The sequence below is a fragment of the Emcibacter sp. genome (assembly GCF_963675455.1).
Classification (GTDB): Bacteria; Pseudomonadota; Alphaproteobacteria; order Sphingomonadales; family Emcibacteraceae; genus Emcibacter.
In genome coordinates, this window is the sequence record NZ_OY776217.1 from 1,914,302 (window position 1) to 1,937,934 (window position 23,633).

21 protein-coding genes and 1 tRNA gene are annotated in these 23,633 nt (G+C 53.0%); 8 read left to right on the plus strand and 14 right to left on the minus strand.

Annotated elements, in window-relative coordinates; all coding sequences use genetic code 11:
- Genes ACORNT_RS08830 through ACORNT_RS08840 form a run of 3 tightly spaced genes read right to left on the minus strand, consistent with a single transcriptional unit; the run spans nucleotide 1 to nucleotide 3,060 of the window.
- Nucleotides 1-1,383, minus strand: a complete 1,383-nt coding sequence (locus ACORNT_RS08830) for a dicarboxylate/amino acid:cation symporter (RefSeq protein ID WP_321389297.1) — start codon at nucleotides 1,381-1,383, stop codon at nucleotides 1-3.
- 3 nt (nucleotides 1,384-1,386) lie between these two features.
- Nucleotides 1,387-2,457, minus strand: coding sequence for a magnesium/cobalt transporter CorA (corA, locus tag ACORNT_RS08835; protein ID WP_321389300.1), 1,071 nt, complete (start codon nucleotides 2,455-2,457; stop codon nucleotides 1,387-1,389).
- 33 nt (nucleotides 2,458-2,490) lie between these two features.
- Nucleotides 2,491-3,060: a hypothetical protein gene (locus tag ACORNT_RS08840; protein ID WP_321389304.1), complete on the minus strand. Its 570-nt coding sequence runs from the start codon at nucleotides 3,058-3,060 to the stop codon at nucleotides 2,491-2,493.
- A 150-nt stretch (nucleotides 3,061-3,210) separates the two neighbouring features.
- On the opposite strand from ACORNT_RS08840, the gene tmpT reads away from it, so the two are divergent.
- Nucleotides 3,211-3,846 (plus strand): thiopurine S-methyltransferase, encoded by a 636-nt coding sequence (tmpT, locus tag ACORNT_RS08845; protein WP_321389307.1) that lies wholly within the window; start codon nucleotides 3,211-3,213, stop codon nucleotides 3,844-3,846.
- Nucleotides 3,847-3,894: 48 nt separating this feature from the next.
- On the opposite strand, the gene ACORNT_RS08850 is transcribed toward tmpT, so the two are convergent.
- Both ACORNT_RS08850 and ACORNT_RS08855 read right to left on the minus strand, forming a co-directional pair.
- The gene (locus ACORNT_RS08850; RefSeq protein WP_321389310.1) at nucleotides 3,895-4,548 is read right to left on the minus strand and encodes a PEP-CTERM sorting domain-containing protein; all 654 of its coding nucleotides are present in this window, start codon (nucleotides 4,546-4,548) and stop codon (nucleotides 3,895-3,897) included.
- A 194-nt stretch (nucleotides 4,549-4,742) separates the two neighbouring features.
- Complete coding sequence (locus tag ACORNT_RS08855) at nucleotides 4,743-5,327, minus strand: TetR/AcrR family transcriptional regulator (RefSeq protein ID WP_321389312.1); 585 nt, start codon at nucleotides 5,325-5,327, stop codon at nucleotides 4,743-4,745.
- Nucleotides 5,328-5,408: 81 nt separating this feature from the next.
- Between ACORNT_RS08855 and ACORNT_RS08860 the strand changes: the two genes are divergently transcribed.
- Entirely contained in the window at nucleotides 5,409-6,035 is a 627-nt protein-coding gene (locus ACORNT_RS08860) for an SDR family oxidoreductase (protein WP_321389315.1), read from the plus strand.
- 100 nt (nucleotides 6,036-6,135) lie between these two features.
- On the opposite strand, the gene ACORNT_RS08865 is transcribed toward ACORNT_RS08860, so the two are convergent.
- From ACORNT_RS08865 to ACORNT_RS08900, 8 genes are all read right to left on the minus strand, one after another.
- The gene (locus ACORNT_RS08865) at nucleotides 6,136-6,381 is read right to left on the minus strand and encodes a hypothetical protein (protein WP_321389318.1); all 246 of its coding nucleotides are present in this window, start codon (nucleotides 6,379-6,381) and stop codon (nucleotides 6,136-6,138) included.
- A gap of 243 nt (nucleotides 6,382-6,624) precedes the next feature.
- Nucleotides 6,625-7,569 (minus strand): helix-turn-helix transcriptional regulator, encoded by a 945-nt coding sequence (locus tag ACORNT_RS08870; protein ID WP_321389321.1) that lies wholly within the window; start codon nucleotides 7,567-7,569, stop codon nucleotides 6,625-6,627.
- Nucleotides 7,570-8,257: 688 nt separating this feature from the next.
- Nucleotides 8,258-9,574, minus strand: coding sequence for a type II toxin-antitoxin system HipA family toxin (locus ACORNT_RS08875; RefSeq protein ID WP_321389325.1), 1,317 nt, complete (start codon nucleotides 9,572-9,574; stop codon nucleotides 8,258-8,260).
- A complete protein-coding gene (locus ACORNT_RS08880; protein ID WP_321389327.1) occupies nucleotides 9,574-9,825 on the minus strand; it encodes a helix-turn-helix transcriptional regulator in 252 nt (83 codons plus the stop codon). Before ACORNT_RS08880 ends, ACORNT_RS08875 begins: the two co-directional genes overlap by 1 nt.
- Before the next feature lie 393 nt (nucleotides 9,826-10,218).
- Nucleotides 10,219-11,658: an ATP-binding protein gene (locus ACORNT_RS08885; RefSeq protein WP_321389330.1), complete on the minus strand. Its 1,440-nt coding sequence runs from the start codon at nucleotides 11,656-11,658 to the stop codon at nucleotides 10,219-10,221.
- A gap of 303 nt (nucleotides 11,659-11,961) precedes the next feature.
- Nucleotides 11,962-12,894 (minus strand): ArdC family protein, encoded by a 933-nt coding sequence (locus ACORNT_RS08890; protein WP_321389332.1) that lies wholly within the window; start codon nucleotides 12,892-12,894, stop codon nucleotides 11,962-11,964.
- Between the two features lie 517 nt (nucleotides 12,895-13,411).
- The gene (locus ACORNT_RS08895) at nucleotides 13,412-14,386 is read right to left on the minus strand and encodes a site-specific integrase (RefSeq protein ID WP_321389336.1); all 975 of its coding nucleotides are present in this window, start codon (nucleotides 14,384-14,386) and stop codon (nucleotides 13,412-13,414) included.
- A gap of 156 nt (nucleotides 14,387-14,542) precedes the next feature.
- A tRNA-Leu gene (locus ACORNT_RS08900) sits at nucleotides 14,543-14,629 on the minus strand.
- Between the two features lie 181 nt (nucleotides 14,630-14,810).
- Between ACORNT_RS08900 and ACORNT_RS08905 the strand changes: the two genes are divergently transcribed.
- Nucleotides 14,811-15,758 carry a complex I NDUFA9 subunit family protein gene (locus ACORNT_RS08905; RefSeq protein ID WP_321389338.1) on the plus strand — a complete coding sequence of 316 codons (948 nt, stop codon included), beginning with the start codon at nucleotides 14,811-14,813 and terminating at the stop codon, nucleotides 15,756-15,758.
- 47 nt (nucleotides 15,759-15,805) lie between these two features.
- On the opposite strand, the gene galE is transcribed toward ACORNT_RS08905, so the two are convergent.
- A complete protein-coding gene (gene galE / locus ACORNT_RS08910) occupies nucleotides 15,806-16,822 on the minus strand; it encodes a UDP-glucose 4-epimerase GalE (protein WP_321389341.1) in 1,017 nt (338 codons plus the stop codon).
- A gap of 202 nt (nucleotides 16,823-17,024) precedes the next feature.
- Between galE and ACORNT_RS08915 the strand changes: the two genes are divergently transcribed.
- The 5 genes from ACORNT_RS08915 (at nucleotide 17,025) to ACORNT_RS08935 (ending at nucleotide 23,631) form a co-directional block, all read left to right on the plus strand.
- Complete coding sequence (locus tag ACORNT_RS08915; protein ID WP_321389343.1) at nucleotides 17,025-18,401, plus strand: capsule assembly Wzi family protein; 1,377 nt, start codon at nucleotides 17,025-17,027, stop codon at nucleotides 18,399-18,401.
- A 147-nt stretch (nucleotides 18,402-18,548) separates the two neighbouring features.
- Complete coding sequence (locus tag ACORNT_RS08920) at nucleotides 18,549-19,841, plus strand: hypothetical protein (protein WP_321389346.1); 1,293 nt, start codon at nucleotides 18,549-18,551, stop codon at nucleotides 19,839-19,841.
- A 35-nt stretch (nucleotides 19,842-19,876) separates the two neighbouring features.
- On the plus strand, nucleotides 19,877-20,749 hold the full coding sequence (galU, locus tag ACORNT_RS08925) for a UTP--glucose-1-phosphate uridylyltransferase GalU (RefSeq protein WP_321389351.1): 873 nt from the start codon (nucleotides 19,877-19,879) through the stop codon (nucleotides 20,747-20,749).
- Between the two features lie 14 nt (nucleotides 20,750-20,763).
- Nucleotides 20,764-22,077 (plus strand): UDP-glucose/GDP-mannose dehydrogenase family protein, encoded by a 1,314-nt coding sequence (locus ACORNT_RS08930; RefSeq protein WP_321389353.1) that lies wholly within the window; start codon nucleotides 20,764-20,766, stop codon nucleotides 22,075-22,077.
- Between the two features lie 174 nt (nucleotides 22,078-22,251).
- A complete protein-coding gene (locus tag ACORNT_RS08935; protein ID WP_321389355.1) occupies nucleotides 22,252-23,631 on the plus strand; it encodes a capsule assembly Wzi family protein in 1,380 nt (459 codons plus the stop codon).
- The last annotated feature ends 2 nt before the right edge of the window (nucleotides 23,632-23,633 follow it).

Here is a 23,633-nt window from a genome sequence, read left to right on the forward strand (position 1 = left end):
TCAGCCCCGCGGTTTGTCGCTGATGGGCACCGGGATTTCATCCTCAATTACCGGTGCCGCCACTCCGCTTTCCTCCGGGATCAGGCGGTTCAGGGTAATGCTGGCGGCGATATCGCCGGTCACATTGACCGAGGTCCGGCACATGTCCAGTATCCTGTCCACGCCCATGATCAGGGCGATGCCGGCGGTGGGGATGCCGACGCTTTCCAGGATGGTGGCGAGGATGACAATGCCGACCCCCGGGGTGCCGGGCGAGCCGATGGAGGCGCTGGTCGCCATCACCACCACCAGGATCATGCCGGAAATGCCGATTTCCACCTGGAACACCTGGGCCAGGAACAGGGTCGCCACGCCCTGATAAAGCGCCGTGCCGCCCATATTGATGGTGGTGCCGAGCGGGATGACAAAGCGGGCGATGCCGCTCCTGACTCCGAGCTTTTTCTCGGCGGTGCTGAGCGTCAGCGGCATGACCGCGGCGGAACTGGAGGTCGACAGCGCCAGCAGCATCACTTCCCGGGCTTCGCGCAGGAAGGTGAGGGGGCCAATGCGGCCCATGACCATGACGATCAGTACATAGATCAGCAGCAACAGCAACAGCCCGATCAGAACCGTCGCCACATAGACGGTGGCGGCAAGCAGGGTGCTGACCCCGACCCGGGCGGCGATGTTGGCCAGCAGGCCGAACACAGCATAGGGCACAAATTTCAGTACCCAGCTGACAATCACCATGCACACCGTCTGTATGGATTCCAGCAGCTCCAGGATCGGCCGGCGCTGGGCCGGGGCCATGGCCAGCATGGCGACGCCGATGATGATGGCGCTGATTACCGTCTGCAGCATGTTGCCGCTGACGAAGGTGGCGAGCGGGTCTTTCGGAAACAGACTGGTCAGCAGGTCGGGGATTTCCTTGACCTTGGGCAGGCCGTTGGCAATCGCGTTCCCGGTCTCTACCGGCGCTGTCTCGGGGATGATCGACTGCAACAGGGCGCTGTCGATATAGGCACCGGGCTGGATGATCAGGGCGGCGCCGATGCCGATGACAACGGCAATCACCGTCGTGGCAATGAAAAACAGGATGGTGCTGACACCCAGTCGGCCGATATTCTCGCTTTCCTCGCCGGCGGCGATGCCGCGGATGACCGAGGCAATGATCAGCGGAATGATGATAAACTGGATGCCGAGCAGAAAGATCTTGCCGGGCAGGGCGATCCAACTGGCGATCAGTTCGGAAATATCACTGTCCACGTAACCGCTTGCCGGGCCGATCAGGATGCCGAAACCGACGCCCAGGATCATGGCGATGATCACCTGCAGCCACAGGCGGCCTGTAATCAGGCTTCTCAAGTGAATACGAAGATTGATGAGGGAGCGTTCCAGTGTCATTGGTCAGAGCCAGTTTTTCCGTTTGAAATAATAAAGCATCAGGGCGACGACAGCAGCCATCAGGCCGAGCGCGAAGGGATAGCCCCAGGCCCAGTTCAGTTCCGGCATGTTCCACGGACTGACCTGCGGATTGAAGTTCATGCCGTATAGCCCTGCAATGAAAGTAATAGGGATGAAAATGGTGGCAATTACGGTCAGCACCTTCATCACCTCGTTCATGCTGTTGCTGATGCTGGACAGATAAAGGTCGACAAGATCCATGGTCATGTCCCGGTAGGTTTCCGTCACATCAACAAGCTGAATGGTATGGTCGTAAACATCCCGGAGATAGATTTTGGTGTCCTCGGTGACCAGGTCCAGATCACTGCGCATCAGGGCGTTCACAAGTTCCCGTTCCGGCCAGATGATGCGCTTGAGGGCCAGCAGCTCGCGCTTTAGTTTATGGGCAGATTCAAGATGTTCACGGCGGGGCTTGTCCATAAGCTGTTCTTCGAGATTATCAATCTTTTCGCTGTAACGTTCCAGCACCGGATATAGTTCATCGACAGCCTGGTCGAGCAGCGCATAAGCCAGATAGTCAGCACCGCATTTGCGAATTTTATTCTTGCCGGTCCGCAGGCGTTGCCGGACCGGCTCAAAGACATCGCCTTCCATTTCCTGAAAGGTAATCACCAGGTTTTCGGCGATAAACATGCTGACCTGTTCCGCCTGTTCCGGAGACTCCTTTTTGATCATTTTGAAAACCGCAAACAGATGGTCGTCATATTGTTCCATCTTCGGACGTTGACCCAGATTGAGCAGGTCTTCCAGCGCCAGGACATGCAGGCCGAAATGGTCGCCGATTTTGCGGATCATCTCCAGGTCATGCAGGCCGTTGATATTGAGCCAGGTGACATGGCCCGGGGTACGGCAGTTGAAACAGTCCTCGATCCGCTCCAGGGTAAGGACTTCAAACTCGTCCTGGTTATAGCGGATGACCTCGATGGTGACATTTTCCACCTGCTTCCTGTCCGGCGCCCTGAGAGTGCCCGGCGCCGTGCCTGCCTGTTCGTGATGTCGCTTTATTCTCAGCATGGATGTTCCCCGGATAACCTTTTCGGAAATACTCTACCAGCTTCCGGTTTCGAGTCCAAGAGAGGCGATCATTTCATAATAGCCGAAAATCACCACGACGAAAAAGACCACCATGATCAGTTCATGTTTGAAGGCATGGCTGTGGAAAAACGCCCGCTCCCGGTGATGGATCACGTCCATCAGCTCGTCCCCGAAACGGATCGAGAGAAACGTGCCGGCGCAGGACAGGGCCACCACGCTCCAGTAAGGCCAGGGATGGGTCAGGATATGATGCAGCAGCCGGGTAACGACGGTGGTGTCGTAATTCTGTGGCCGGAACGTGAGGCTATAGAGATTGAGGCCGATGGCGATCGACCAGACCACCAGCTCGGAAAAAATCATGCGGATGCCGAACAGCAGCCGCAAGGGAAAATCCAGCAGGAAGCCTGCGTCGGCAATAGGCGTGCAGAGCACAAAAAAGCTCCAGGTCAGAAGGGCCGCCATGCCGCCGGTCATCAGGCCGTATTCATGGCTCAGGTAAGCCACATAGGTGGCGAGGATCAGGCACAGCAGGATGAATTTGATCAGCGCCTGCTTTTTCGGAGCGATGTTTTTCAGGGTCATGGCGGCAGGATAGCAGAGCTATGGAAGCGGGAAAAGGACAGATCAGATCAAAAAGGTGAATCGGCGATCATTTTTTTCTTGACCTCAGGTAAGTCTGAACCTGTATTCTGTTAGTGGTGCAAACAAATCACACTATTTCAAGGAGGTAGCATGGAACCGGATTTCTGGCTTAAAAAATGGCAAAAGAAGGATATCGGTTTTCATCTGGGGGACGCAAACCCGATGCTGGTGGCCCATTTCAAGGAGCTCGCCCTGCCCAAAGACAGCCGGGTGTTTGTGCCCCTGTGCGGCAAGACCCTGGATATTGCCTGGCTCTTGTCTCAGGGCTTTCGGGTTGCCGGGGCGGAACTGAGCGAGATCGCCATCCGGCAGCTTTTTGAAGAGCTGGGTGTCGAGCCCGCCATATCGGAGATCGGCGACCTGATCCTCTACAGCGCCGAAGGTATCGATATCTTCGTGGGCGATATCTTTGACCTGACCCCCGGCATTCTGGGGCCTGTTGATGCCATTTATGACCGGGCGGCGCTGGTGGCGCTGCCGCAGGAGATGCGGCCACGGTACACCGCCCACCTGCGGGAAATCACCAAGACGGCGCCGCAGTTTCTGATCAGCTTTGATTATGACCAGAGCGTTATGGACGGCCCGCCCTTTTGCGTGAAAGAGGAAGAGATCAGGCGGCATTACGGCGAGGCTTACGAACTGACCCTCGTTGACAGTCTGGAGGTTGCCGGCGGGCTGAAAGGGCAATGCCCGGCGACGGAGAATGTCTGGCTGCTGAAGCCATAAAAAAAAGGCGGCCCCGGGCCGCCTTTTCTGTCTCTGTTTTTTTAGAATTTATTTGCGGCGGGCGCGGCGGATACCGAAACCCAGCAGGCCGAGGCCGAGAAGCGCCAGAGGAGCCGGCTCGGAAACATCCACATCACCGGTGGTGATTTCCAGGCTCAGGAAATCGATGGCGAAGGCGCCGGATCCGTCGGCTTCACTGATATGTGTGCCGGACAGGGAAACCTCGCCGTCAGCCAAAATAGCAAAGAAGGAGGAATCCAGGGAAACGCTCAGGGTTTCAATGGCATTGTCGCTGACATTGGAGAAGCTGTTGATGAAGCTGTTGTCCACCAGCATACCGTCCAGGTAAATGACATTCTGGCCGTCGAGGCTGTCGTCAGAGTCAAAAGACGCGGTGCGCAGGGTCAGGGTCACACTGACGATGGTGCCGTCGACCACGAAGGAGTCAAAACCCCCGGTCGGGCCAAAAGCCGGCAAATCCTGATCCGCATAGAAATTTGAGATCAGGGCAATATCGGTGAGCGCGGCATCCCCGGCCTGCACGGCGTCGTAGGGATTGAGGGTGCCGGATGTGGCGCTGATACCAAAGCCGTCGTCATCGCCGTAATATGTGGTCACAACGCTTGCATTGGCACTCTGAAACATAAAGGCAGCGGACAGGCCGGCCGCCAGAATAATGGTTTTAAGAAATGATTTGGTCATAATGGACCCCCTGTTATGATTATATTTGTTAATCTGAATTCCGATAATTATAAGCAACAACTATGCCAATTTTATAAGGTATTGAAATATAAAGAAATAGTGGAGTTTTATAGTGTGGCGGGCGAGATGGCTCCGTGAAAACTGTAAAGAATTCCGACGCTTTGTCAGGATTTTTTACATAGGTGCGTATGCAATCACTTGACCAGAGTTTGCCGCGCCAGAATCTGCATTTTTGCGATATATTTCTCCTGCGGCCAGCCGCAGTCGCGGGTCAATTGCTCCCAGTTGCGGACCGACAGCAGGGTCCACAGCAGGTCGGTGGCCTCTTCAACGGAATGCTCGGGGGTCAGGCTGCCGTCCAGTGCCAAAGCTTCCACGGCGGCGGCGCAGCCCTGATGTACGGCCCGCAGGCGATCGGCCCAAGCCTTTTCCGCTTCTTTGTCGGTCTCCTGCATCGCCATCAGGGCCCGGGCGACGCCGTAGATTTCCGGAATATAATCGCCCCAGGCGTCAATAAAGGCGTTCAGCCGTTCAATGCCTGTGGCCGCGGTGCGGCTTCTGGCCAGCCGGCCGTCCACATCCTTGACCTCATCCAGATAACGGGTCACGGCAATCAGCAACTCCGCCCGGCTCGGGAAATGCAAATAAACCGCCTGGCGGGAAATGCCCGCCTTTTTGGCGATGTCCGACATGCGCACGCCTTCGCCCCGGCCTGCTTCCAGCAGTTTCAAGGCGGTGGATAAAATGCGTTCGCGGGTTTTCAGATTTTTACTTGACATAATGTAAAATAACACCTACTTGTCTCGATGTCAACTTGACATTGTGTCAAGTAATCCATTTTTTCAGGAAAGGAATATAAAATGAAACTCGCCATCTTCGGCGCCACCGGGTCGGTTGGCCGCCATATCGTTGAACAGGCTCTTGATCAGGGCCATCAGGTCACCGCTGTCGCCCGCAGCCCGCAGGCTCTTTCCCTGTTGCATCCGAATCTGAAAATGTTTGCCGTGGATGTGTTTGATCCGGAGGCAGTGGCGCTGGCCATTAAGGGCGCGGAGGCGGTGCTGGTGACGCTGGGATCGCCAAAGATGTCCGGTACGGTGCGTTCCACCGGCACCCGGCATATTGTCGCGGCCATGCAGAAACAGGGGGTGAAGCGGCTGGTCTGCCAGACAACGCTCGGGGCCGGGGACAGCCGGGGCAATCTCGATTTTATCTGGAAATATATTATGTTCGGGGTTCTGCTCAGGAAGGTCCTGAAAGATCATGAGGTCCAGGAGGGTATTGTAAGAACCAGTAACCTTGACTGGTCCATTGTGCGCCCGGCGGCCTTTACCGACGGCCCGATGACGAATAACTTCAAATCTGGTTTCCCTGCCGGGGATCGGGACCTGACCCTGAAAATTTCACGGGCGGATGTGGCGCAATTCATGCTGCAACAGCTGGACAGCGATGAATGGCTGCACAAGGCTCCTGGCCTGTCATATTAAAAGGGGATATGTGGGGAAAAATGGTGCCCAGAAGAGGACTGGGTAAATTTAATTATATCAATGGCTTGTGCGTATTTGTACGTAAACGCACGTAATTATGTTAGATTCTGAACTTGTTTGCCCAATCTTTTACCTCCTTGGATTTCCACCTTTTCGCACCTTTTTTTTCAGTTGTCGGAAGGACTATTGGTGGGGGGAATCCGTTCTTGCCGATTATGCAATGTTGGATATAGGACTTGCTCATTTTTAGGTACCTTGCAAGGTCTCCCAAATCCCATAATTCAGCTTGGTTGATGTTTTGTTTTTCAACCTCTTCCAGAATTTTCTTCAATATTGCCAATGCCATAATAGCTCCTCTTCTAGTTTGGTTGGATCTATTCAACAATAAATTAGACAACTTGGATTGCTCGGCGTCAACTAACTATTGTTGGTAGAAAAATAGGGAAGGAATAGTGATAAATGTAAATAAATTTACTGACGTGCAAGGACGTCTAGAGAAACGAAAATACGCTTTAAAAAAATCCTCTTTTCGGGCAGGAAATTGTGCGAACATATTATGCCGAGCGCTTTCCTGGGGTGTTTTATTGGGCTAAATGTTGCTTTGTTGCGAATCATAGGATTGGTTTGGCGTGTCCTTTTCTTCAAGACATCTGCTGCAGGGGCAGGGGATCAGACCTTCCTGAATGGCCTTATAAATAGCACCGTGAGTGGTTCTGCTGTTCAGGGCTTTACGCGCTTTGGAAAGATGCTGGTTGACGGTGTGAACACTTCGGTCCTGTGCATGAGCTATTTGCTGGATGGGAAGGTCTTCCTCCGCCATCCGACTGATGACGGTCAACGGCTGCACATGCAACTCGGCCTTCTTATTTAGCCCAATTGCCCGAAAATGTTGCGGAAACTTCCGCTGTCCGAAGCTCACGGAAATCTCGGCCACAAGCTGGATCGCTTCCGGATGCTTGCGGAGTTTCTTCAAAAAATCCGGGGCAATATCCTCTGATGTGATGCTGAACAGATATCGCTCCCCTCCGGTTACGATGGGGATCAGATAGAATTCATAAAAACCGTGGCTCTTATACAGGATGGACAAATCCTGGTTCCGGGCCATCTCCCGGGTCTGCAGAGGTGCGGCCGAAAAATAGTCCTCGATCCGGGATCGCAGGATCGGATGTCGTGAGCTGTTGGCATAGGAAATGGCATAATCTACCCGATCATAATTCCCTTGCGCATAGGTGTTCTGAAGGCTATCGGGCATACTATGAAGCAGGAGGCGGGGGTGAGGGGACACTGCCGTCAATGAGAAATTGGGAAACCCCAGCTTCTCCAGAATGCTGGCCAGCCGATCGCAAAACTGTTCCGGTGACGTGGTGGGGTACAGGCTTTTGTAACAGGCCGCTTCAAAGCTTTTGAATTCCCGGGTGGAATAGGATGGAGGGTCCTTGGGCGCGCGAGGGAGTTTGGATCGTGGGGATGGATCACCCGTCAGCTCACGTAGGGCAGACATGGTATCAATGTCGAAAGGATCTGAATCCAGCATGCTTGAGCCTCCTTTAAAGAGGCGCCAGAATGTGTCCCTGGCGCCGGGGGCTTGATAGCACGCACAAGTCGTGTGGGCTGTATTCCTCCGAAGAGTATTCTATTCCAGCACCACCCCCGACATGAGAAAAACTCATATCCGGACAGTAGTCACCATAGGGGGGTCTATAGCGACTTCCCTGGATAAAATCCACTCATTATCGGGAGTGGGCCGACTTGTGTACAGACGCTATCAAACGCCATCACCTTACGGTGACTTCCTTAAGGTAGCATAATGAATCATATATTCAATCAATATTATTGAGGGGTGTAAAGGGCTGGTTACGCCCAATCTTTATAGATTTCAAATATCATATACTGGGCGTTATTGGTTGCGTCCTCTGTGTTGCGGCTGTCTGTCATTTGCAGTCTTCGCGGGGCGTTTTGGGGCTATGACGCTGTACCTTCAGACTGGTGCGCGCGGAGGGGTAAAAAAATACCCTTATGCCCCGTAAAAAGTCTTTTTCAAACAGGATCCTCTCGAAATAAAAACACGGTTCTTTTTATCTTGCACAGGCTTCTCAACCTCACGCCTCACACTTCTCGATAATCCGAGGTATTCTGCAACTTCCCCACGCCCCGCGCCAAAATAGTTCATGCCCCGCAACTAGAAGCCGCGAAAGCCAGACCCGGAGGCTCTTTCAGCTGGGTCAGAGTTCCGGTAGGGTAAGGTTGCGGAGCCTGATCTCAGTCGCGCTTCTGACTGATTTAATAATATGTTCGGGGAAGTCGCTGGGCAGGTTGCTTTCCAATTTTGATATTGCTTTGACTGCGGTGTCGGAGATTTCTTCAATCGCCGAACGTACAAGTTTTTTGGGCAAGCCCACTTTTTCACCGGTTTGTACAAAATGCCGGGCGTGAATTTCCTGAATGCGGTAGTGATTGTTATTGCCCACTGACATCGCGAGCCGCATCTGTTTTCGCTCGATCTGATGAGCGTCAAGGCTTGGTTGTGCTGTGAGCACATCATAAAGAGGTGTCAGAGAAAAACTACCGCCTGGTCTCAGGAAAACGCTGAAATTTTTTGCATGGCCGTCTGTGGCGCCAATGAGCCAGAATAGAATTTGCGCCTTGAGAAACAGTGCCTGATCCTCTGATGGACTGTCGCTACCTTTCAGGAATTTCAGGATATCGACAATGCCGGGGCCGCCGTTGCTCTGATATTTCTGGGATGGCGGGATCGAAAGCGCTTGGCAACAATCTTCCTGAGGCAGGCGGAGCAGGCGTCCGTCCTTCGTCCATTGCCGGTCGAACCGCTCGATGACAAGCGCCTTGGTTTCACCAAACGTGAGAATTTCTGATTTGTTGACGGGAAGGTCAAAGGCCTCGAACAGTTTCAGACAATAGAATTCATTCTCTACGCTGTTCGAGAGGTCAATTCCGTTTGGCAATTGACCAATTTGTGTTTTGAACAAATGTGTCGTTGGTGTCGTGCCATGTGGTTTGAGCCATCGCCCCTTGTGGTGAAGCAGGGCCGTTTTTTCCTGCGCGCCGGCTACTGAAATGCGAAACTCATCGTCGCGGTCAAGTCCCAAGGGTGCTTGAGCAAGATTACAGAGAATTTTTTCTATTTTTGCATCGTTGACTGTTTCGCCTTCAATTTTAGTGCTGTCCAAGTCAAGCTCTATATCATCGGCGATAAACTGAAGTGCGCCGACACAATCATGGCCGATTGAACTGAGGAGGCTGTAGGCGTCCGTTCCCCGTGCGCCGACTTTTTCGGCGACCCGCCGTCGTAAAGCATCGGAGTCAGGCAGGAGGTTTTCGAACACGGCAGCGACGGGTTCACCTCGATAGGCGTCCTCTCGTAGGGGAAGGGACAGCGATACAGGAAAGACCGGTTTCCAGTTCAGCCAAGTCTCGTCATAACGAAAAGAGATGGCACCGCCTGGCTCTTTGTTTAGGTAGCCGACGAGTTTATTGTTCAGATAGACCCTTAGTGGAGCGTACTGGCGACGGCGCCCCATCAGAACAACTCCTCAATGTCAGAGGGCTGTCCCTTCGAACGGGGTGCGATCTGAAATTCCAGGTCAAGCGCCGCCAGAACGGTGAGGATCGTTTCCAGCTTTGTTGCAGGATTGCCTCTTTCAATGAGGGAGATGGTTTCCTGCCGCAGGCCGGTCTCGCCCCCAAGATGGGTCTGGCTCCATCCCCGCTGTTTGCGAGTGCGTCGGATGAGGTTGCCGATTTGTTTTGGTGTGCGAGCAAGATCTGTCATGCTTCGTAATATGGTCTAATTCTCATAAAATGTCAATATCGGGATTGGCACATAATTTTATTTTATGCGATATAAGTCATAAAATGACTTTATGCGGATTGATGCATAAGATGCGCGAATAAAGCGTTAGAGATTTTGGGGATTTCCGCTTCTCACGCAATATCTTGCTTTCATGAGGAAGGTGGGTCAGGTCCTCGATAGAGGTCTTGGAATCTCCAGTAGATTCATCTATATCAAGCTGTCCCTGCCGATAATGGGTTATCTACTTTTGAAGGCAAGTTCCTATTACAAAGTGGTTTTTGTATAAAACTTATAAACTTGCTGATCTGATAGGGAATAGTTCATAATTCAGATGCCGTTTACTTGATGAGACTAGTTGACCAGCTTTAAAGACTATGGAGCCCTGCCCTCAGCTAGATTTTTGCCGATCTGATAACAATGTAAAGCACAAGGGAAGTGGCGAATAGTAATATCGTCAATTACTGTTTCACGTGTTATGGTTTTCGTTGTTGCGCCTAACGGAAGATTGATATCCTTGTTACGCTTGGCAAGTTCAATTAAACCGCGTAACTCTCCAGGTTGGTCGTCTGCGAAGCGGTCAGACCATTTTATTTCATAAGCCCAGGTAGGTTTCAGTCGTGCTGGGTCGACACGGACGAGGTCAACTTCTAACTCTTGTCGCCCTTGCTTCCAGCGAGCGTAATGAATGTTCTTCATGAGATCAGAGTGAAACCACTGACTGAATATGGCCGTTTCCGCCATTGCCCCCATGTAATTATCCTGATCGCCGATAGCGGAAAAAAGCGCAGATCTCATTGATGGATTTGTTAGATAAACCTTAAAATGTCTCATCCGTTGGAAGGTTTTTCCTGTATCGTCTACGCGTCTGACACGAACGATGAGAAAAGCAGCTTCGAGATAATCAAGATATTTGGTGATGGTGTTTTTTGCCACACCGGAACTTTTTGCCAGACCATCCAAACTAATTTCTTGCCCTGTATGATAGGCAATTGTCGTAAACAGGCGGTTGAGTTCTTGAATGTCTTGAATGCCATACAAACTTGGTAAGTCACGAAGCAGCACTTTATCAATAATATCTCGCCCAAGATATTGCTGCACATCAGCTTGAATCGTCTCGTTCAAGACTGCTTCTGGATATCCTCCAAAATTCAGATAATTGATAAATTCTTCATTCAATCGATCAATATTATGTGTTGTGAAACGCATAGAAGTGCCAGCGTGGCTAACTTCTATTAATTCCTTCTCAAGGTTCCGGAACGTAAGAAATTCTGCGAAGGTAAGAGGAGGCAGGAAGAAGTCTGTAAACCGACCGGCACCAGATTCCTGGCTTTTGAGTTTAAGAGCTGCAGCTGCGGACCCGGAAGCAATAAAGCGGGTATTAGTATGCTGGTCAGTCAGCACTTTCAGGTGAACTTCCCAGTCTTTTAAATACTGAATTTCATCAAAGATTACAATCCGCCGCCTCTGGCCGTTGTGACCAGTTTCTTCTTCGAAAAGTGTGAGTAGGCGCTCAAGTGCAATTCCGCTATAAAGAGGGGTATCCACTGATACAAATAATATGTTTGTTCCGGGAAAACCTTTTTGTATGGCTTCATCAATAAGCTGTCGCAGAATAACTGTCTTACCAACACGACGCGGTCCCATGAGGATGGTTGAGCGTTTGACAGACCAATCTAGTGCAGTTTTCGCGAATGGGTTAAAATATGCGCGTTTTTTAGCGTAACGCTTTCCTTGGTGATTGTAAGATTCGCCCCACCATGGGTTGTCACGTTTCAGGCTTTTTAGTATGTCGTCTTTAGATATTTCCAGCATGTATGATTAGTATCAACTTATTGATATTACCGCAACATTTTTTCTAACGCATTGTTTATGCTAGAATTAATGCGTCACGCTAATACAAGAAAATTTGTTATTTATGCCGATAATGTCTTAAATAGCGTGATGACAGACTTTTCCAAGTGATAGAAGATCTGAATATAGGTTTCATCGAAATCCTGGTAGCATTTTGTTCCCTCTTGTTACGTATCGATTTGATAATATCCTTTTCGACAACTCCCGAGAACTTGAGTGAGTAGGCCCCGCGAAACGCGGGGCCGACAAATTCCCGTATGTTAATTAAAACAAGGATTGGCGGGTTACACGTTCCGCTGATAAAACGCGAAGATAATTAACGGCCTTCTGAGCCTCCTTTGCTGCCCTGAAAACGGCTTTCTTGTCGTTCCTAAGGGCCATCAGCCAGGACTGAATATAGGCGGCATGATCCAGCCTTGGTTGGGGGGTAACTGATAGTCTGCTGCACAGGAAAGCCGCTCCCAGTTCGGCAATAAGTTCTTCAAAGGCGTATTTTTGATCTCCGAACTTTTCTCCCTTATCCCGGTTTAGGCGATGCTCCGCCCCGCTCCAGTGGGTAAGCTCATGCAGGATCGTGCTGTAATATCCTTCTGTGGCGCTGCTGTATTCCGTCTCCGTGAATAGATCCCGGGACGGAACAAAGATCCGGTCCAGAGTAGGGGAGTAGTAAGCTCGATTTCCGCCATGAGAAATATGAGCCTCTGTGCCGGCGATGAACTGCTCTACCTCGTCCAGGTCAGTAACCGGGCAGGGGGCATTATCTTCTTCCGGGTCTTTTTCACTTTCTGCTCCGTCCCAGTTCGCTACCTGGTCGGCATTAAAGACACGACTGGCCCGGGCAAAATGTCGGGTGACAAGTTCCGTCTCTCCGGGAACGACTTCTCCGTTGATCATTTTGTCCTCTTCCCGCTCAAAGGCTTTGTAGAAAATGACAAAGGACGATTTGCTGCCTTTCTTGATCTTGGCGCCCTGTTGTTTCCACTGCTTGAAAGTGCCCCAGCAGGGAGAACTAAATCCTCTGAGATAAGCTTCCGCCCATAGGTTGAGAATATTGATCCCCTGGTAATGGTTCCCGGTATGGGCGTTCACGGGCAGGGATAGGCCACTGTTCCAGGGTAGACTGCAGCTGATGCTGCCATGCTCCAGGGCTTCCACAATTCTGTCGGTGACGGTCTGATAGATATCGATGTTGGTCATGGTCTTCACTCCTGTAATGACACAATCCCCATTGGACTGCGCTTTACCTTTCGAGGGGCGAAGGGGGACCATCACAGATGGTGGGGAAACAGTCCCGGCGGCTGTTTCCCCATACCCCCGCCGGGTTCAGGAGGAGATCAAGGGTGTGGTGCGGACAGTGAGGGAACCGAGCAACCCGGTCCCTTGAGGGACGACAGGTTCCGGCATAAGCTCGAAAGACAAGGAAAAGTAAAAGGCAGGGAAAGATGCGGCAGAATCTCATGGATCTTTGGGGGAAACTGCTTACTTTTAAATTTTAGGCCTATTATTTTAGGATAATGAATTAAGGTAAAATAATGGGTGAGCTTATTTTAGGTTTGAGGCAAGCAACGTGAAGCGAAAGCCCCAAAGCTGATACGTGAGTGTGTTGACGGTGGGAGAGAAGGTCCGAGCCTTTGTGCCTGCCTCGTTGCCACTAAGTCCACCTGGTGAGTGGACGCCGGAGCTGCCCAAAAAGTTTGCCTAAGCACTGCTAGCGCTAGAGTAATCTGGCAATTTCCTCAGCAGTGGCATTATAGTAAATCATAAGAGACTTGAGGTCTTTGTGACCAACCATTCTCGCCAAGTCGAGGACATCAATCTTTTTTGATAGTCGCGTCAGGGCTTCGTGTCGGCTATCATGAAACGTCAGGTTTTCGATGCCCGCTTTTTTTACTGCTCGGCGAAAGATTGGATCGGAGGATGCTTTGCTTCCTTTGAAAACACAACCATCGTTGTCTGGGCCAAGCAGCCGGAACAATTCGATCGCTCGAGCAGACAAGGGCACGTCCCGTTTGCTTCCGTTCTTGGTGACCGGTAAATGCACAAAGCGACGTTCGAGATACACATCTTCCCACGTCAAAGACCAGAGCTCTCCCTTCCTCATTGCTGTTTCAAGGGCAATGAGAAATGCTACGGCTACTTCATGTTTCAGTTTTGAAACCTTTTTCTCAATCGAGAAGTCGAGGTGAGTAAGTATCTTCTCAACCTCTTCGTTGGAGATGCGTCGATCCCGGCCGGGTGGCGGGGGAGGAAGCCTTACGCCATGGCACGGATTTTTTGGCAGCCATTTCCACCTGATGCATTGAGCGCAAACTGACTTCAGCAGGGTCATTTCCCTGCGTACTGAGCCTGGGGCCAGGGTTTCGCTGGAGCGTTTAATCCAGCATTCAATGTCATCCAAATTAAGAAGTGTCAGCAGTTTGTCCGCGATTTCGTCGCGACCGAACTTTTCCAGTCTGATGGTTTCCCATCTGGAGCCTTTCTTTTCAGGGGATATTTCGCGAGCATATCGCTTAAAGGCGTCCCCAAGGGTTTTTCCCCGAACTACAGTTTCGCTCCGGCCAAACTCATGTTCTTTCTCTAGAGACCAGCTCTTGGCCTCCATCTTGGAGGGGAAAATCTTGCTGGCGTATCTGCCTTTAATTCTGACCTCAGCGTACCATTTTCCGCGGACTTTCCGGATAGATGCCATAGCTTTCTCCTGAGTGTACGCAATCTGTACGTAAATCGTGCGTAATAATAGCAGAAAATAGCACAGAAACACAACTAAAAGTAGTGGTTCAGAGCGCAATAAAGCACTGAAAAGCAAGGTTTTTTCAAAAATAGCATGGAAAAAGGATAAAGAGAATGGTGCCCAGAAGAGGACTCGAACCTCCACGTCTATACAGACACTAGCACCTGAAGCTAGCGCGTCTACCAATTCCGCCATCTGGGCACGGGTTGGTGTGCAGGAATTACGACTTGGCAAAAGGAATGTCAAGGGCAATGTGAAAAATTTAAATTGGACTGGACGAGAGACCCGGTTAAAGTCTAAAAGACTGTGATATTTTTTCGCGGGATGAGGCGGTAAATGAAGTTTCGCCCCGGGCTTGATAAAGACTTTTCTGGAGACCAAAATGGCTGATCGTCTTGTTACTATTTTCGGGGGTGGCGGATTCGTGGGTTCCACCCTTGTCCAGCATCTGGCGAAAACCGGCGTACGTGTGCGGGTGGCGGTGCGCCATCCCAACAGCGCCACCCATGTGAAGCCTTTGGGCGATGTGGGGCAGGTGCAGGTGGTCCAGGCCAACCTGCGCGATGAGAAATCGGTCCGGGCGGCGATCCAGGGTTCCGATGCGGTGGTCAATCTGGTCGGTATTCTGCAAGAGTCCGGCAAACAGAAATTCAACAAAATCCAGGCCATCGGCGCCGCCATTGTCGCCAAATATGCCGCCGAAGCCGGGGTGAAAAAGCTGGTGCATATGTCGGCGCTTGGTGCTGACGCCGACTCCGACAGCCATTATGCCAGCAGCAAGGCCAAGGGCGAGGAAGCTGTAAAACATTATTTCCCCACCGCCACCATCCTGCGACCGAGCGTGATTTTCGGGACTGACGACCAGTTCTTCAACCGCTTTGCCGCTATGGCCAGCACATTCCCGGTGATGCCGGTGTTTTTCGGCGAGACAAAATTCCAGCCGATCTATGTGGGCGATGTGGCCGAGGTGATTATCCGGGCCCTGAATGACGATGCGCTGGCCGGCAAGACCCTTGAGCTCGGCGGCCCGAAAATCTATTCAATGCGGGAAATACTGGAGCTCACCTGCACCGAAACCATGAACGATATTCCGCTCATCGATGTGCCGGCACCTGCCGCCTGGGTCATGGGCTTTTTCCTGGGAATGTTGCCCGGTGCGCCGGTCACACTCGATCAGCTTCGCCTGCTGCAGAAGGATAATGTGGTCAGCGACGGGGCAGAGGGGCTCGCAAGCCTCGGCATGACCGGTACGCCGGTCGAGGCCGTTATCCCGTCCTATCTGGTGCACTGGCGGCCCAAGGGCCAGTTCGCCGACCAGATCGAGGGCTGATCCTCAAAATACAGATTAAAGAAAAAGCGGCTTTCGGGCCGCTTTTTTTATGTGTAACCGTCCGGGTTTTTTGATTGCCAGGTCCAGGCATCCCGGACCATATCGTCCAGCGTTTTTTCCGCCTGCCAGCCCAGTTCCTTTTGGGCGAGGGAGGGATCCGCGTAGCATTCGGCGATATCGCCTTCGCGCCGGGCGGTGAACTTATAGGGAATTTTCACCCCGTTGACCCGCTCAAAAGCGTGCACCATGTCCAGCACGCTATAACCGGTGCCGGTGCCCAGGTTATAGGTCACAAGGCCGGGGTTCTGTAAAAGCCGGTCCAATGCCTTCAAATGGCCTTTGGCCAAATCCACCACATGGATAAAGTCGCGCACGCCGGTGCCGTCCTTTGTCGGGTAATCGTTGCCGAAGATGGACAGTTCCCTGAGCTTGCCGACCGCCACCTGGGTGATATAGGGCATCAGGTTGTTGGGTATATCGTTGGGATCTTCGCCGATCCGGCCGCTCTCATGGGCGCCGACCGGGTTGAAATAGCGGAGGCGGGCGATGTTCCAGTCCGTGTCTGCCTGGTGGAAGTCCTCAAGGATCTGTTCAATCATCAGTTTCGAGGTGCCGTAGGGATTGGTGGTACCGCCGGTGGGGAAATCCTCCCGGATCGGCACGCTGGCCGGGTCGCCGTAAACGGTGGCGGAGGAGCTGAAGACCAGGGTTTTGACACCCGCTTCCTGCATGGCCTGACACAAGGTCACGGTGCCGCCGACATTATTTTCATAATATTCCAGAGGTTTGGTGACGGATTCTCCCACAGCCTTGAGGCCGGCGAAATGAATGACCGCATCGAAATCATTTTCCGAAAACAGCCTGTCCAGTCCGTCCCGATCGCGGATATCCAGTTCCTGGAAGGTGACGTCATTGCGGCCGGTGATATTCTGCACCCGGCTTAAGGATTCAGGGGATGAATTACACAGGTTGTCGATCACGGTGACCTCATGACCCGCCAGAAGCAGTTCAAGAACCGTGTGGCTGCCAATATAACCGGTTCCGCCGGTAACCAGGATTTTCATACATTCCTCATTTAGATCAGTCTGTTACAGCCGTTGTATCATTACTGAAACATATAGAGCCTAATGATTACAAAGACATTAATCCAGTGCCTTTCGCACAATAACACGGGGTGAAAAATTGTTCAGGGTTCTCTTGATACTGGTTGTTCTTTTGTTTTCAGCACTTCCCGCAAAGGCCTCCCCTTTTGCCGGGGCCGGGGATATGCAGCTGCGCAATGATGTGGAGGTGCTGGCCGGATATGGTCTTATTTCCGGTCCGGTCATGACCTGGCCGCTGACCTGGCGGCAGATTACGTCCCAGCTGCATCGGGCAGACGATTTGGAATTACCGGCTTATGTGCGTATGGCCCTGAGGCGGGTGCGGGCAAAGCAGCCCCGGGAATTCAATGCCAGCTTGACGATGCGGGGCACCAATAGTCCGGCGTTGCTGCGTGGGTTCGGTGACAGCGCTCGGTCCGATGTGGATGCAACGGTGACGATGGAATTGCACGGTGATACGATCTCGGCCAAGGGGGCAATCGGCTATCGCTACAGTGACAGTGGAGATGTGACGGACAAAGTGCCGCTGGACGGCAGCTATTTCGCCAAGGAGTTTGGCACCTTCCAGTTTTATGTGGGCACCATCGACCGCTGGTGGAGCACAGGGCGGGAAAGCGCCCTGATGCTCAGCAATAATGCCCGGCCGATGCCGTCCATCGGCCTGATGCGCAGTGAGCCGAAAGCTTTTGAGAGCAAATGGCTGAGCTGGCTCGGTCCCTGGGATTTGCGGGTGTTTCTGGCGCGCATGGAGGAGGACCGGTATATTGCCCATCCGCTGGTGCTGGGCATCCGGGTCAAAATTTCCCCTATAGAGAATATGGAACTGGGCGCCATGCGGGCGCTCCAGGTTTGCGGCGAGGGGCGACCCTGCGGCTTTAACACCTGGACCGACGCCCTGTTCGGCGGGCCGGCGGATAATACCGGCACCCTGAATGAACCCGGCAACCAGCTCGGCGGCTTCGATTTTTCCTACAGCTTTGCGGTGGCGAAGGATATCCACCTGAATAGCTATTTCGAGTTTACCGGCGAGGATGAGGGCCAGTATCTGCCGGTGAAATTTGCCACTCTCTGGGGTGCCTCCCTTTATGGCGGGCTGGGGGAGGATGGCTTGCAGTGGCGTCTGACGGGCGAATATTCGGACACCAGCGCCAAATTCAAGATCATTACCGGCAAGCGGGATTTCAACGTCTTTTATAATCACAGTATTTATCGCAATGGTTTTCGCTATGAGGGGCGGTCCCTCGGTCACAGTCTGGACAATGATGTCAGGCTGTTTTCCCTGCGGTCCGAAATCTACGGCGGGGAGGGTTGGGACGCTTCTCTGGCCTGGCATAATGCTCATCTGAACCGGGACGATGCCGGATATAACCCCGTCAGCCTCAGTGCCAAGAAACTGGATATCTTCGAATTGTCCGGCCGCCTGCCGACGGCGATCGGGCAACTGGCGGTGGAAACCCGTTACATGACCGATCAGCCCGATACGCCGGATCTGAAAAAGGATCGTTTTGACATTGAACTGGGCTGGCGGGTGGCTTTCTAACCGTTACATCCGGGCCTGTCATAAAAACTCCACGGGACAATCACCAACCTGAAATAATTGAGGCTATTTATAAGGGGAACAGGGCGTTAACGCATTCCCTCCGGAAGGCAGGCCCACGGTAAATGTCAGGACAGCCGAAAGGTGCAGATGTCATACAGTCAGGAAATAAGAGGTCAGGAAGACCGGGATCTCGCTCCCGTCTTCAGAAAGGCAGCTGAGCCGATTGATCTTTTACGGACACAGAGACAGGAAAATGCGCTTTACGGTTTTCTCCGGCCCCTTGATCATGCGGAGGATTTGCCGGCCATTGAGTGTCTGGCGGCGACTATCCGTTACGGCCGTAATGACGTAGTTGTGCTGGGCACCGGCGGGTCGAGCCTCGGCGCTCATGCCCTGGTGGCGCTCAAGGAAAATCGTTTTTCCCATAACAACCAGTATCCTCGCATGCATTTCCCGGACAATCTGGGTCCCTATACCATGGATGCCCTGCTGTCGGAGCTGGACCTTGCTTCAACCCACTTTCTGATCATCTCCAAGTCCGGCGGTACGGCGGAAACCCTGGCCCAGATGATGGCCTGTCTGTCGGCGGTGAAATCCATGCTGGAGCGGGTGAAAAACGGCAGGCAACTGTCGGAGTATTTCACGGTGATTGTGGAACCGGGCGATAATATCCTGCGTCGTTTCGCCAATCGCTGGCGGTTGCCGATTTTTGATCATGCAAAGGATATCGGCGGGCGTTATTCGGCCCTGTCTGTTGTCGGGCTTCTGCCGTCGGCTATAGCCGGGCTCGATATTCGGGAAACCCGCCGCGGGGCGCGGGAGATTCTTCTGCAGTGCCTGGAAACCGAGGAAATTGAGAATATTCCGGCAGCCGTCGGGGCCGCAACCATTTATCATTGTGCGGAAGAGGGCATGAATATCAATGTGCTGATGCCCTATGAATGCCGGCTGGATACGCTGGCCCGCTGGCATCAGCAGCTATGGTCGGAAAGCGTCGGCAAGGCCGGCAAGGGCACTACGCCGGTGCGGGCGCTGGGGCCGGTGGACCAGCACAGCCAGTTGCAGCTCTATCTGGACGGCCCGAACGACAAGTTTTTCACTTTCATCACCACCAATATGAACGGCAAGGGCCCGGTGATTGATGACAAGCTGGCGTCCGACCCGGAGCTTGGTTACATGTCCGGCCGTACTGTCGGGGATCTGGTGGCGGCGGAAGCCCGGGCGACCATGGAGGCCCTCAGCCGTCATAACAAGCCGGTGCGGCAGATCAAGCTCGAGAAGCTGGATGAATACAGCATGGGCGGCCTGATCATGCATTTCATGCTGGAGACTATCATTGGCGCCCATTTGTTTGACGTGAATGCCTTCGACCAGCCTGCGGTCGAGGAAGGCAAGGTCCTGACCCGGCAATATATGGAATGGGGGCGCCGGATGAACTGATCCGGACGTGCAAGTTGAAGAGAGATCGTACAGGAATGAACAAACCAGTTAAAAAAGCTGTTTTTCCGGTCGCCGGACTGGGGACCCGGTTTTTACCCGCCACCAAGGTCATGCCCAAGGAAATGCTGACTGTGGTGGATAAACCACTGATTCAATATGCGGTGGAAGAAGCACATGCTGCCGGCATCGAGGAAATTATCTTTGTTACCGGCCGCGGCAAGGGCCTGATCGAGGATCATTTTGACCATTCCTATGAACTGCAGGATCTGCTGAGGAGCCGCGGCAAGGATGAAGCGCTCGACGCGTTGCTGGCCGCTCTGCCGCCTGAGGGCAATTACAGCTTTACCCGGCAGATGGCGCCGCTGGGTCTCGGTCATGCCATCTGGTGTGCCCGTTATATTGTCGGAGATAATCCCTTCGCCGTGATCCTGCCGGATGATCTTGTACAGGCGGACGTGCCCTGTCTGAAGCAGATGGTTGACGCCTATGAGAAAACCGGCGCCAATATCGTCTCGGTCATGGAAGTGCCGCGAGAACAAACCAATCGCTATGGTATCCTGTCGCCGGGGGAGGAAATGGACAATCTGGTAGAAATCCGGGGACTGGTGGAAAAACCCCATCCGGACCAGGCGCCCTCGACCCTGTCGATCATTGGCCGTTACATTCTGTTGCCGGAAATATTCGGTCATTTGTCCAAAAAGGAAAGAGGCGCAGGCGGGGAGATTCAGGTCACGGATGCCATGGCCAGGATGCTCCGGCCTCAAAATTTCTATGGTTTAAGGTTCGAGGGGCGGCGCTTTGATTGCGGTGACAAACTCGGGTTTCTCATGGCTAATTTGGCCTTTGGCCTGGAGCGGGACGACCTTCGGGACGGCCTGATGGATTTTATCAAAGACAAGACACTTTAAGACGGAAGAAAAAGATGCGTGTAACAGTGGTAGGAACCGGATATGTCGGCCTTGTCTCAGGGACATGTTTCTCTGAATTCGGGCATGAAATTATCTGTGTGGACAAGGATGCGGACAAGATCGAACGACTTAAGGCTGGGGAAATTCCGATCTATGAACCCGGCCTGGATCAGCTTGTGGAAAAGAATGTCCGTGAGAAGCGCCTGCATTTCACCACTGACCTGGCGGAGGCGGTGCCCGGATCCGATGCCGTGTTTATTGCGGTGGGGACGCCGAGCCGTCGTGGCGACGGCCATGCCGACCTGTCCTATGTCTATGCGGCAGCCGAGGAAATTGCCCGGCTGCTGGAGGGTTATACGGTTGTCGTGACCAAATCGACGGTACCGGTCGGCACCGGACGGGAGATCGAAAAACTGATCCGGGAGATAAGGCCGGAGGTGGAGTTCGATGTGGCGTCCAATCCTGAGTTCTTGCGCGAAGGGGCAGCGATAGAGGACTTCATGCGGCCCAACCGGATCGTGATCGGCACCGACAGCGAGCGGGCACAGGAAATTATGCGCGATCTGTACCGGCCGCTGTACCTCAATGAAACGCCGATCGTGAATACAGCCCGGGAGACCTCCGAGCTGATTAAATATGCTTCCAATGCCTTTCTGGCCACCAAGATCAGTTTCATTAACGAGGTTGCCGACCTTTGCGAAGTGCTGGGCGCGGATGTGCAGGATGTGGCCCGGGGCATGGGGCTGGACAAACGGATTGGCCCCAAATTCCTCCATGCAGGTCCCGGGTATGGCGGCAGCTGTTTTCCCAAGGACACGCTGGCCCTGCTCAGGACCGGGGAACTGAATGATGTGCCGCTGAAGATTGTCGAGGCGGTAGTCAATGTGAACCGGGCGCGGAAACTGAAAATGGCCGACCGGATCATTGACGCCTGCGGTGGATCGGTGGCCGGCAAGAAAATTGCCATCCTGGGACTGGCTTTCAAGCCGAACACGGACGATATGCGGGAAAGCCCGGCCCTGGATATTATCCCGGTGCTGCAGCAGCATGGTGCCGAGGTTCATGCCTATGACCCCGCGGCCATGGCGGAAGCCCGCAACTACCTGACGGATGTTCAGTATGCCAGAGGACCGTATGAGGCGATGGAAAAGGCCGATGCCCTGGTGATCGTGACCGAGTGGAATGAATTCCGCGCCCTGGATCTGAAGCGGGTGAAAACCCTTCTGAAAGCGCCACTTCTGATCGACCTCAGGAATATCTATGCCAAGGCAAATCCCGGTGAGGAAGGTTTTATCTATCACGGGGTCGGCAAGGGTATTGCAAAATAACATTAACCATGCTTGTGAAACTTGTTCTCCTGGTCTAAAAGACTATAGTCAAAAAAGAAATAATCTGGGGTCGGATACCAAATGCATTTAATTGTCTTCCTGGTAGTAATTGTCGTAAGTTCTTGTTCTGTAAATAGTTTTTCACAGGCTGCGCCTTTTGCCGAGGTCGGGGATATGCAACTGCGCAATGATGTGGAATTACTGGCCAGGTATGACCTGATCACCGGTCCGGTCGGCACCTGGCCGATGACCTGGAAACATATTACCCGCAATCTTCACCGGGCCGATGAAATGGAACTGCCCGGTTATGTGCGCATGGCGTTGCTGCGGGTGAAGGAAAAAATGCCCGGCGAATGGCAGGGATCTGTGCGTCTGCAGGCGACCACCGAGCCGGAAATCGTCCGCGGGTTCGAGGCGACGGCCCGCAATGATTTCGATAGTTCAGCTTCCCTGCAGTATAATGGCGAGAGCACGACGGTGAATATCTCCGGTGGCTACCGGAACGGTAATGGCGAGGATTACGCCCATCTGGACGGCAGTTACCTGGCCCAGGAACTGGGGAACTGGCAGCTTTACGCCGGTGCTATTGACCGTTGGTGGGGACCGGGCCGCGAAGGCACTCTGCTGCTTAGTAACAATGCCCGTCCCATGCCGTCCATCGGTTTCATGCGGTCTGAACCGCAGCCATTCCAGACCAAATGGCTGAGCTGGATGGGGCCGTGGCAACTCAGGCTGTTTTTGGCCAAGATGGAAGAAGACAGGTATGTGCCCAATGCCCTGATCGCCGGGATGAGCCTGACCTTCGAGCCGGTGGAGAACTGGGAGGTAGGACTTCGCCGGACCCTGCAGCTTTGTGGGGATGACAGGCCCTGTAACGGGGAGACCTGGGCAAGGGCGCTTATCGGCGGCGGGGATCTGGACAATAACCGTGGGGAGCCGACCGAGCCTGGTAACCAGCTGGCACAAATTGACATGGCTTACAGCTTTGGTATCGGCAAAGACGCGACTTTAAAGTTTTATGCAGAGGCGACGGCGGAAGATGAAGCTGGAAAGCTGTTCCTGCCTAAACGTTTTGCTCGTCTGTTGGGGGCGACGGCCTACGGTCCCTGGGGTGAGAGTGGTGCCCAGTGGCGCGTCACGGCGGAATATGCCGATACGACCTCGACGGAATACTGGTTGTTCGGCGACCGGCGAAAAAATCTGATTTATGAGCATGCGATTTATCGAACAGGATATAGATTTAAGGGTGTTTCTCTGGGACACACCATCGATAGCGACAGTCGGAGTATTGCTTTCTCCGCTGAATATACGTCTTCCCATCAATGGAATTATGGCATCAAATATCATAATATCGAATTGAACGACGACAGTTCAGCTAATCACAGCCTTACAGCAGTTAAAAAGAACATCAGCGTTTTCGAGGCATATGCTGGTGGCAAAACCTCTATGGGGGCTCCGAAACTCAGTGTGAGATATTATAGCGATGGGCTGGATATCGCTGACAGAGACAGTAACTTTTTCAGCGCGGGTATCATTTGGGAGGTTGGGTTTTAATT

Coding starts and splice junctions, on each gene's coding strand:
- ACORNT_RS08850 (WP_321389310.1), bottom strand. CDS start 4,548: ATGACCAAATCATTTCTTAAAACCATTATTCTGGCGGCCGGCCTGTCC.
- ACORNT_RS08905 (WP_321389338.1), top strand. CDS start 14,811: ATGGCTGATCGTCTTGTTACTATTTTCGGGGGTGGCGGATTCGTGGGT.
- ACORNT_RS08840 (WP_321389304.1), bottom strand. CDS start 3,060: ATGACCCTGAAAAACATCGCTCCGAAAAAGCAGGCGCTGATCAAATTC.
- ACORNT_RS08915 (WP_321389343.1), top strand. CDS start 17,025: ATGCAGCTGCGCAATGATGTGGAGGTGCTGGCCGGATATGGTCTTATT.
- ACORNT_RS08935 (WP_321389355.1), top strand. CDS start 22,252: ATGCAACTGCGCAATGATGTGGAATTACTGGCCAGGTATGACCTGATC.
- tmpT (WP_321389307.1), top strand. CDS start 3,211: ATGGAACCGGATTTCTGGCTTAAAAAATGGCAAAAGAAGGATATCGGT.
- ACORNT_RS08830 (WP_321389297.1), bottom strand. CDS start 1,383: ATGACACTGGAACGCTCCCTCATCAATCTTCGTATTCACTTGAGAAGC.
- ACORNT_RS08875 (WP_321389325.1), bottom strand. CDS start 9,574: ATGGGGCGCCGTCGCCAGTACGCTCCACTAAGGGTCTATCTGAACAAT.
- ACORNT_RS08930 (WP_321389353.1), top strand. CDS start 20,764: ATGCGTGTAACAGTGGTAGGAACCGGATATGTCGGCCTTGTCTCAGGG.
- ACORNT_RS08895 (WP_321389336.1), bottom strand. CDS start 14,386: ATGGCATCTATCCGGAAAGTCCGCGGAAAATGGTACGCTGAGGTCAGA.
- ACORNT_RS08865 (WP_321389318.1), bottom strand. CDS start 6,381: ATGGCATTGGCAATATTGAAGAAAATTCTGGAAGAGGTTGAAAAACAA.
- galE (WP_321389341.1), bottom strand. CDS start 16,822: ATGAAAATCCTGGTTACCGGCGGAACCGGTTATATTGGCAGCCACACG.
- ACORNT_RS08885 (WP_321389330.1), bottom strand. CDS start 11,658: ATGCTGGAAATATCTAAAGACGACATACTAAAAAGCCTGAAACGTGAC.
- ACORNT_RS08860 (WP_321389315.1), top strand. CDS start 5,409: ATGAAACTCGCCATCTTCGGCGCCACCGGGTCGGTTGGCCGCCATATC.
- ACORNT_RS08890 (WP_321389332.1), bottom strand. CDS start 12,894: ATGACCAACATCGATATCTATCAGACCGTCACCGACAGAATTGTGGAA.
- galU (WP_321389351.1), top strand. CDS start 19,877: ATGAACAAACCAGTTAAAAAAGCTGTTTTTCCGGTCGCCGGACTGGGG.
- ACORNT_RS08880 (WP_321389327.1), bottom strand. CDS start 9,825: ATGACAGATCTTGCTCGCACACCAAAACAAATCGGCAACCTCATCCGA.
- ACORNT_RS08920 (WP_321389346.1), top strand. CDS start 18,549: ATGTCATACAGTCAGGAAATAAGAGGTCAGGAAGACCGGGATCTCGCT.
- ACORNT_RS08855 (WP_321389312.1), bottom strand. CDS start 5,327: ATGTCAAGTAAAAATCTGAAAACCCGCGAACGCATTTTATCCACCGCC.
- ACORNT_RS08870 (WP_321389321.1), bottom strand. CDS start 7,569: ATGCTGGATTCAGATCCTTTCGACATTGATACCATGTCTGCCCTACGT.
- corA (WP_321389300.1), bottom strand. CDS start 2,457: ATGCTGAGAATAAAGCGACATCACGAACAGGCAGGCACGGCGCCGGGC.